Source organism: Bordetella petrii, assembly GCF_020991325.1.
GTDB classification, from domain to species: Bacteria; Pseudomonadota; Gammaproteobacteria; order Burkholderiales; family Burkholderiaceae_B; genus Bordetella_A; species Bordetella_A petrii_E.
Genome location: NZ_JAJMLX010000227.1, coordinates 1 through 7,622 on the forward strand (window position 1 = coordinate 1; position 7,622 = coordinate 7,622).

Here is a 7,622-nt window from a genome sequence, read left to right on the forward strand (position 1 = left end):
CTTCCGCCGAATTGACGCCGGCCCGCCTGGCCGACTTGCTGGATGACCCCGCGACGCGGGACCAATTGATAGAACGCTTGCGCGCCGAGGTGCCACCCGCCGGCGGCGCGGCGCAGTCCGGCAAGCAGGCCGACGCGGCGCCATCGCTACCCACGCGGGTCGCGCAAGGGGCGCAGTTGTTTCTGGGAGGCATGGCCGCGAATGCGGGACAGGCCGTCGATGAACTGACCGCGCTGGCCACCGGCGAAGGGTTGCCGCCCCAACGCCGCGACGAACTGCTTGAAACCCTGCTGGAACTGGCCATCGTGATGGCGGCCACGATCGTGGTGTTCGCGCTGTTGCGGGCGCTGGCGTTGCGCATCTATGCCCGGTTCGATGCCTGGGTGGCGCGCATGCCGGCTCCGGCGCCCGGGCCGCGCCGGCCCGTGGCCATGTCTGTCCTGACGCGCCGTGCCGGCGCCATGCTGGGCGCGCTGGCCATCGACGTGTTCATCGTGCTGCTGGCAGGCCTGGCCGGCTACGCCGTGGCCATGTACGGCACGGGCGCGCGCGGCACCGTCAGCACGGCGCAGTCCCTGTTCGTGAATGCCTTCGTGGCCGTTGAGATCGCCAAGGCGCTGATCCGCGGCGTGTTCGCCACGCGCTATCCCATGCTGCGGCTGTTCAGCATGGCCGACGACGTGGCGCGCTACTGGAACTCGCGCCTGGGGCGCATCGCGGCCGCCATCGGCTACGGCCTGCTGCTGGCCGAGCCGCTGGCCAAGGCGCTGCTGTCGACGGCCATCGGCGAACTGCTGGGCCTGTTCATCATGCTGCTGGCCTACAGCTACGCGGTGCGCATCATATGGTCCAACCGGCAGGTGCTTCGCGAGCGCCTGGAACAGCGCGCCGCGCGCGCCTCCACCGCGTATTTCGGCACCTGGTTCCGCCTGCTGGCGCGCACCTGGCATGTGCTGGCCCTCGGCTACTTCACCGTACTGCTGGTGGTCAGCCAGGTGGATACCGAGCATGCGCTGCCATTCATGGTGCATGCCACGGTGCAGTCGCTGGTGGCCATCGCCATCGGCACGGTATTGATCGTGGCGCTGTCGGGGGTGCTGGCGCGCCGCATCACGCTGCCCGATGACGTGCGCCGCCGGCTGCCCATGCTGGAAGCCAGGGTCAACGCCTACGTGCCGGCCGCCCTGCGCGGCCTGGGGGTGCTGATCCGCATCGTGGTGGCGCTGTTCGTGCTTGATGCCTGGCGGGTCTTCGACTTGTCCAGCTGGATCGTGTCCGACGCCGGCGCCGCCGCCGTGCGCGTGGTGATACACGTGGCCATCGTGCTGCTGGTGGCGGCCGTGGTCTGGACGGTCATTGCCAGCATCATCGAGCATCGTCTCAACCTCAGCGAGGGCGGCGCCATGCCCACGGCGCGCGAGCGCACGCTGCTGTCGCTGTTCCGCAACGCCGCCCTGATCGTCATTATCACCATGACGGTGCTGGTGGTGCTGTCGCAGATCGGCGTGGACATCGCGCCACTGATCGCCGGCGCCGGCGTCGTCGGCCTGGCCATCGGTTTCGGGTCGCAGAAGCTGGTGCAGGACATCATCACCGGCGTGTTCATCCAGCTGGAAAACGGCATGAACCAGAACGATGTGGTGCAGGTGGCCGGCATCTTCGGTACGGTCGAGAAGATCACCATCCGTTCGGTGGGCATACGCACGCTGGATGGGGGGTATCACCTGATCCCGTTCTCGTCGGTGGACGTGGTGTCCAACCACATGCGCGACTTCTCGTACCATCTGGGCGAATACACCATTGCGCACCGCGAAAGCGTGGACGATGCTGTGCAGCACCTGCGCCACGCCTTCGACGAGCTCATGCAGGACGAGCTGCTGGCGCCGGAAGTGCTGGAAGAAATCAGCATTCCCGGGGTGACGGCGCTGAGCGACAAGGGCGTAACGATACGCGTGCTGATCAAGACGACCCCCGGCATGCAATGGGCGGTGCAGCGCGGCTACAACCGCCTGGTCAAGAAGCATTTCAACGCCGCCGGCATCGAGCTGCCTTATCCCCACACGGTGGTGTACTTCGGCCAGGACAAGAATGGCTATGCGCCGCCGGCCAATCTGTTTATGCAGACCGACCGGCCCAGCGAGGGCGGCAACGCCCGGGCCGCCGGCCACACCCGGCGCCGCCTGTCCAAAGAACAGGGCACGGCCTCGGAAGATGTGCTGGGCAACGAGCTGGACAGGGTGGTGGAAGACGACGCCGGCGACACCGCGCCGCGGCCCGCCTAGCGCAGGCCCAGCAGCCGCTCGATCTCGCGCGCCAGGGTGACCAGCCTGGGCCCGAGATCGGCGGCGCGCTCTTTGTAGGGGCCGTCGCAACTGGGAACGCCGCAGTTCACCACGTAAAGCAGGGAATCGTAGGGTTTGTACAGCGGCACCGCGAAGCCGTAGGCATCGGGGCGCCATTGCAGGTTGTTGCCGCAGAAGCCCTTGCGTTCCAGGTCGCGCTGGGCGGGCGCCAGGGCGGCGATATGCCGGCCGTAGGCGGCCGCGTCGGCAACGCGCAACTGGTTCAGCACGGCGGCGCGCTGCGCTTCGGGCACGCGGCACAGCCATGCCTTGCCGGCCGCGCTGGCCAGCAGGGGCAATGCGGCGCCGATATCGGGCCGGGTCTGCAGGCTGTCGTTCGAGCGCGCTGTTTCCACGAATACCATTTGCAGGCGGTCGCGCACCACCAGCGACACGCCGCCACGGGCATGGTCGGCCAACTGCTTCATCAGGGGCCGGGCCACCTGGCGTATCTGCATGCTGGCCAGCAGCGGGTAGCTCATGGCCAGCACCGACGCCCCCAGCCGGTAGCGTGCGCTTGCGGCGTCGCGCTGCAGGAAACCCAGTTCCACCAGAGTATGCGTCAGGCGGGCCACGGCGCTGCGCGACAGGCCCGTCTGGCGGGCGAAATCCTTGTTGGCCAGGGCCGGGCTGTCGGCCTTGAAGCAGGCCAGGATGTCGATGCCGTGGGCCAGTGTGGTGGCGAACTGGGTGTCGCGATCGGGTTGCGGGTTCATGATCCGTGCCCGGCGCGTTCGACCAGTTTTTCTACGCGGGCCACCAGTTTCTTCAACTGGGGAGCGATGCGGCGTTCCAGTTCGCCCGGCTTCAGACGGGACACCGGCATTCCGCAGTTGAACACCAGGACCCGGCCGTCCACCGCGTGCCGCATGGGCACAGCGACGGCATGCACATCGGAATGCCAGTCGCCCAGAGAGATGCAGTATCCATGCCGCGCGTAGTCATGCCGGGCGCGCTCCCAGGCGGCGGCGTAGCGCCGGCAGCCATCGGGGTCGCGCTGGCGCAGCGTCTGCAATACCTGGCCCGCCGTTGCCTCGTCGCACTGGGCCAGCCAGGCCCGGCCCATGGCCGAGGCCAGCATCGGCAGCAGGGCCCCTATATCGGGGCGGAATGCCACCGCGTCGTGGCCGCGGCAGGTTTCCAGGTACACCATGTGCAGCCCGTCGCGCATGCCCAGCGAAGCCGAGCCGCCGGCGTCTTCAGCCAGCCGGGCCATCAGCGGGCGGGCGAGCTGGCGGATCTTGATGCTGGCCAGCAGGGGGTAGCTGAGCGACAACACGGCCGGCCCCAGCCGGTAGCGCCGCAAGCGGGCGTCGTACAGCAGCAGGCCGCGTTGCAGCAAGGTGTAGGTCAGGCGAGAAATCGTGGCCTTGGACAGCCCGGTGCGTTCCGCCAGTTCCTTGTTGCTTAGGACGGGTTCGCCGTGCCGGAATGTCTGCAGCACCGCCAGGCCATGGGCCAGCGTGGTGGCGAACGCGGGGTCGGGGTGGCGGTCGGTGGGCATGGTCGATTGCGCTTGCAGCAATGCCTGGATGTTGCCAGGAATGATAGCCCGGCGGCAGCAATAGATGTTCAAGATATCAAAACAAACGTCTCATATCGAAAATCGATTTGCTAGTCTGGCCGGCATTGATGGCGATACCGGCCACAGGCTTGCCCCGGAGCATCCCGATGATCAGAGACCCCGACAGTTTTCGTGCATTCCTGGATTCACTGCGGGGTTTCGTGCGCGAACGCCTGGTGCCTCGCGAGGCCGAGGTGGCCCGCGACGACGCCGTGCCCGACGACCTGGTGCGCGACATGGCGGCGCAGCACATGTTCGGCTATTCCATTCCCGAAGAATACGGCGGCCTGGGCCTGACGACCGAAGAACTGGCGCTGGCCGCGCTGGAACTGTCGCAGTGTTCGGTGGCGTTCCGCGCCCGGGTGGGCACCAATACCGGCATAGGCTCCGAAGCGTTGATCGCCGACGGGACGCCGCAGCAGAAGCAGCGCTATCTGCCCCGGCTGGCCTCGGGCGAGCTGACGGGCGCCTTTGCGCTGACCGAGCCGCAGGCCGGATCGGACGCCACCGCGCTGCAGACCACGGCGCGGCGCGAGGGCGACAGCTACGTGCTGGACGGCGAGAAGTGCTTTATTACCAATGCCCCGCTGGCCGGCCTGTTCACCGTGATGGCGCGCACCGACCCGGATAAGGCGGGCGCGGCAGGCATATCCGCCTTTATCGTCGAAAGCGGCACGCCGGGGCTGTCTACCGGCGCCCCGTACGACAAAATGGGGCAGGCGGGGTCGCCGGTATCGTCCGTGCACTTCGCCGCCTGCCGGGTGCCCGCCGGCAACCTGATAGGCGGCCAGGAAGGCATGGGCTTTCGCACCGCCATGAAGGTGCTGAACAAGCAGCGCATCCACCTGGCGGCCCTGTGCGTGGGTCCGGCCATGCGCATGCTGGACGATACGCTGGCCTTCGTGGGCCAGCGCAGGCAGTTCGGCCAGCCGCTGATGGACTTCCAGCTCATCCAGGCCATGATCGCCGACTGCCAGACCGATATCCATGCGGCGCGCGCGCTGGTGCTGCAGACCGCCCGCGAACGGGACGAGGGCGTGGACGTGACGCTGGCCGCGTCCATGTGCAAGTACTTCGCCTCGGAGATGTGCGGACGGGTGGCCGACCGCTGTGTGCAGATGCACGGCGGCTACGGATATGTGGCGGACCACGGCATCGAACGCTTCTACCGCGATGTGCGCTTGTTCCGCCTGTACGAAGGCACCAGCCAGATCCACCAGTTGACGATTGCCCGGCACACGCTCAAGCGTGCCGGTTACGAACCCGCGCGTTGACGGGTACCCAAGAGGCCGACGACACAACGCATACAGCGGCCCCATTCAGGAGACAAGGCATGTCCAAGATGAAGAAGTGGCTGGCGGCCACCGCCCTGGTGGCCGCCGCATTGCCCGGCGCCGCCGCGGCGGCTTATCCCGAACAACCCATACGCCTGGTCGTGCCGTTCTCACCCGGCGGATCCTCCGATATTCTGGGCCGCCTGCTGGCCGATGCGCTGCCGTCCATTCTTGGCCAGCCCGTGATCGTGGAAAACAAGCCTGGGGCGGGTGGCAATATCGGCGGCGAGCTGGTGGCGCGCGCCAAGCCCGACGGCTACACGCTGCTGCTGGCGGCGGCCGGGCCCACGGTCATCAATCCCAGCCTTTACCCGGACATGCCGTTCGACCCCGCCCGCGACCTGGCGCCTATTACGTGCATCACGCGGGAACACAATCTGATGGTGGTGGCGCCCACGGTGCAGGCCAGGACCCTGGCCGAATTCATCGAGTACGCGCGGGCGAATCCCGGCAAGCTGTCGTTCGGCTCGCCGGGCAATGGCTCGCCGGCCCAGCTGGCGGGCGAGCTGCTCAAGCAGAAGGCGGGCATCGACATGGTGCATGTGCCGTACAAGGGTACCGGTCCCGCCGTCACGGACCTGATGGCCGGCCACATTGCCCTGATGATAGACAACATGCCGGCCCTGCTGCCGCAGGTGGAAAGCGGACGCCTGCGGGCGATCGCCGTGCCCAGCGACAAGCGCGCGGCGGCCGCGCCGCAGGTGCCCACCTTCAAGGAAGCCGGCATGCCGGACTTCGTGGTCATGGCCTGGAAAGGGCTGATGGCGCCCGCCGGCACTCCGGACGCGGTGATCGAACGCCTGAACGGCGCCATTGTCCAGGCCTTGAAAGACCCTAAGCTGCGCGATCGCCTGGAAGCGCTGGGCGCCGAACCCCTGGGCAGCACGCCGCGGCAGTTTGCCCGGCAGATCGAAACTGAAACCACCTGGTGGCGCGACCTGGTCCGTTCCACCGGCACCAAGATCCAGTAGGGAAAGACATGAAGACATTCAAATGGCATTGGGCGATGCTGTCGGCATGGTGCCTGGCCGCGGGCACGGCCTGCGCCGCCTATCCTGAACAGCCCATCCGGCTGATCGTGCCGTACGCGGCGGGTGGAGGAACGGACACGGCGGCCCGCATGCTGGCCAAGAAACTCAGCCCGCGCCTGGGACAGCCGGTGCTGGTGGAAAACAAGCCCGGCGCCGCAACCCAGATCGGCACGTCGCAGGTGGTGCGGGCCGCGCCGGACGGCTATACCTTGCTGATGGGCACGGCCAACCTGGCCACCAATGCGGTGCTGTACGACAAGCTGCCCTATGACGTGGCGCGCGACCTGACGCCCGTGGCCTGGGCGACCGACGTGCCGGTGTATTTGCTGGTACCCGCGGGCAGCGACATCCAGGACCTGGACAGCCTGCGCCGCGCGGCACAGCGGCCCGACGGCCTGTCGTTCGCCACTGCCGGCGTGGGCAGCGTCCCCCATTTGACCGGCGAGCTGTTCGCGCATGGTGCGGAGCTTGCCTTGCGGCACATTCCCTACAAGGGCAGCGCCGAGGCGGTGACCGCGCTGGCGGGCAAGCAGGTGCCGCTCAGCTTCGACAACCTGCCGCCGGTGCGCGCCCAGATCGATGCCGGCCGGGTGGTGCCACTGGCCATCGCCGCGCAACAACGCAACCCGCTGCTACCCGACGTGCCCACCATGGCCGAGTTCGGCTATCCGCTGGCAGCTTCCTCGTGGTGGGGCGTGATGGCTCCGGTCGGCACGCCCGCGGATGTCGTGGGCAAGCTGAACCGGGAAATCGATGCCGTGCTGAACGATCCGGAAGTGCGCGACTATTTCGTGCAGCAGGGCATGCGTCCCATGGGCGGCCCGCCGGAGGCGTTCGGCCGGCATATCGCCGAAGAAACCCGGAAATGGGGCAAGGCGGTGAAACAGGCCAACGTGAAGATCCAGGATTGAACGCGATGATTCCGCAACGAGCATTCAGCGGCGATATGGCCGATTTGCGCCGGCGTGTGCGGCGTTTCGTGGACGAAGTGGCCATTCCGCGCGAATCGCCGGCGCTGGCCCACGATGTGTCGGGCCTGGACCAGGCGGTGGCCGAGTTGCGGCTGCAGGCGCGCGACCGGGGCGTATACGCCCCGCAGTTGCCGCCGGCGTGGGGCGGGCTGGGGCTGAACTGGCGGCAATGCGCCGACATATTCGAAGAAGCGGGCCGCGGTTTTCTGGCGCCCGCCGCCATGAACTGCGCGCCACCCGACCAGCCGAACATGCTTACCCTGCTGGCGGTGGGGTCGCCGGACCAGCAGGAGCGCTATCTCGCGCCGCTGGCCCGCGGCGAGCGCCGTGCCTGCTTCGCCATGACGGAAGCGCCGCCGGGCGCGGGTTCCGACCCGTCC

At 67.9% G+C, this 7,622-nt stretch carries 7 protein-coding genes; 5 read left to right on the top strand and 2 right to left on the bottom strand.

Annotated features, from left to right (window positions below; translation table 11 throughout):
* On the top strand, nt 1-2,282 hold a 2,282-nt coding region (locus tag LPZ50_RS18900), incomplete at its 5' end, for a mechanosensitive ion channel domain-containing protein (protein ID WP_230663632.1).
* Here LPZ50_RS18900 and LPZ50_RS18905 read toward each other — a convergent pair.
* Complete coding sequence (locus LPZ50_RS18905; RefSeq protein ID WP_230663635.1) at nt 2,279-3,058, bottom strand: IclR family transcriptional regulator; 780 nt, start codon at nt 3,056-3,058, stop codon at nt 2,279-2,281. The two genes, LPZ50_RS18900 and LPZ50_RS18905, sit on opposite strands and share 4 nt — an antisense overlap.
* The gene (locus LPZ50_RS18910; protein ID WP_230663637.1) at nt 3,055-3,846 is read right to left on the bottom strand and encodes an IclR family transcriptional regulator; all 792 of its coding nucleotides are present in this window, start codon (nt 3,844-3,846) and stop codon (nt 3,055-3,057) included. The genes LPZ50_RS18905 and LPZ50_RS18910 overlap by 4 nt, the downstream gene beginning before the upstream one ends.
* A gap of 167 nt (nt 3,847-4,013) precedes the next feature.
* Here LPZ50_RS18910 and LPZ50_RS18915 point away from each other — a divergent pair, with 167 nt between their 5' ends.
* From LPZ50_RS18915 to LPZ50_RS18930, 4 genes are all read left to right on the top strand, one after another.
* Entirely contained in the window at nt 4,014-5,180 is a 1,167-nt protein-coding gene (locus tag LPZ50_RS18915) for an acyl-CoA dehydrogenase family protein (protein ID WP_230663640.1), read from the top strand.
* A gap of 59 nt (nt 5,181-5,239) precedes the next feature.
* Nucleotides 5,240-6,211, top strand: a complete 972-nt coding sequence (locus tag LPZ50_RS18920) for a Bug family tripartite tricarboxylate transporter substrate binding protein (RefSeq protein ID WP_419195612.1) — start codon at nt 5,240-5,242, stop codon at nt 6,209-6,211.
* 8 nt (nt 6,212-6,219) lie between these two features.
* Nucleotides 6,220-7,182, top strand: a complete 963-nt coding sequence (locus tag LPZ50_RS18925) for a Bug family tripartite tricarboxylate transporter substrate binding protein (RefSeq protein WP_230663643.1) — start codon at nt 6,220-6,222, stop codon at nt 7,180-7,182.
* A gap of 5 nt (nt 7,183-7,187) precedes the next feature.
* The coding region (locus tag LPZ50_RS18930) for an acyl-CoA dehydrogenase family protein (RefSeq protein WP_230663647.1) at nt 7,188-7,622 on the top strand (435 nt) is incomplete at its 3' end.

What these genes read in the sequence shown, in the direction of transcription:
- LPZ50_RS18905 (WP_230663635.1), bottom strand. Translation starts at nt 3,058, where the DNA reads ATGAACCCGCAACCCGATCGCGACACCCAGTTCGCCACCACACTGGCC.
- LPZ50_RS18910 (WP_230663637.1), bottom strand. Translation starts at nt 3,846, where the DNA reads ATGCCCACCGACCGCCACCCCGACCCCGCGTTCGCCACCACGCTGGCC.
- LPZ50_RS18915 (WP_230663640.1), top strand. Translation starts at nt 4,014, where the DNA reads ATGATCAGAGACCCCGACAGTTTTCGTGCATTCCTGGATTCACTGCGG.
- LPZ50_RS18920 (WP_419195612.1), top strand. Translation starts at nt 5,240, where the DNA reads ATGTCCAAGATGAAGAAGTGGCTGGCGGCCACCGCCCTGGTGGCCGCC.
- LPZ50_RS18925 (WP_230663643.1), top strand. Translation starts at nt 6,220, where the DNA reads ATGAAGACATTCAAATGGCATTGGGCGATGCTGTCGGCATGGTGCCTG.